Raw genomic sequence first — 592 nt, forward strand, 5'->3', positions numbered from 1 at the left:
GGTGCGTTGTCAACCCCTTAGCCGGGCGTTATGTGTAAAGGAATAATTTAGCAATGTCTCTAGAGTTTTACGATGAGTTACTCAAAAGTGAGCGTTTTTGTGAAAGTTTGGGGCGACTGTTATTGATGTCGGGGAAGTTGGAGTCAGCATTAAAATCAATTGTTCTCGCGAGTAGTATTAAGGTGGGATACAACCTTAGGCGAGCTATGTTAGGTCAGCTTGTTGGAAGCTGTAAAAAACATGAATTGGTTACTGATGAACTTAGTGAAGTTTTGGCGTTTATACTGGTTCGCCGAAACTACCTTACTCATAATCTTTACCCTTTGTTTAACGATGAAATTGAATATACGTTATTGCCTAAAGACAACTTAGACTCTGATGATGCAGAGTATTATTTCCCCAAATGTGTTGAAGAGCTAATAGCACATATTGAATTTGCAATCGACTACATCAACGAACGTAATTAACACATAACAAAGCGTTTAAGACGGATTCCCAACGCTTGGCATTTTCGGCTTACTTTGGGTTAAGTGTTTATGTCACAATGGTTTAGGTAGAGTGGTAGCGTTGCTCACCACTTAACGCGGCGTTA

1 protein-coding gene is annotated in these 592 nt (G+C 39.9%); it reads left to right on the forward strand.

The genetic code is table 11. The features are described 5' to 3' along the window. Positions 1–53: 53 nt before the first annotated feature. Positions 54–467, forward strand: coding sequence for a hypothetical protein (locus AACV20_RS14195; protein WP_021448743.1), 414 nt, complete (start codon positions 54–56; stop codon positions 465–467). The last annotated feature ends 125 nt before the right edge of the window (positions 468–592 follow it).

The sequence above is a fragment of the Vibrio sp. B4-6 genome (assembly GCF_963888245.1).
Classification (GTDB): Bacteria; Pseudomonadota; Gammaproteobacteria; order Enterobacterales; family Vibrionaceae; genus Vibrio; species Vibrio anguillarum.

Bases quoted from the DNA above. Each gene is read 5' to 3' on its own strand.
- AACV20_RS14195 (WP_021448743.1), top strand. From the start codon at position 54: ATGTCTCTAGAGTTTTACGATGAGTTACTCAAAAGTGAGCGTTTTTGT.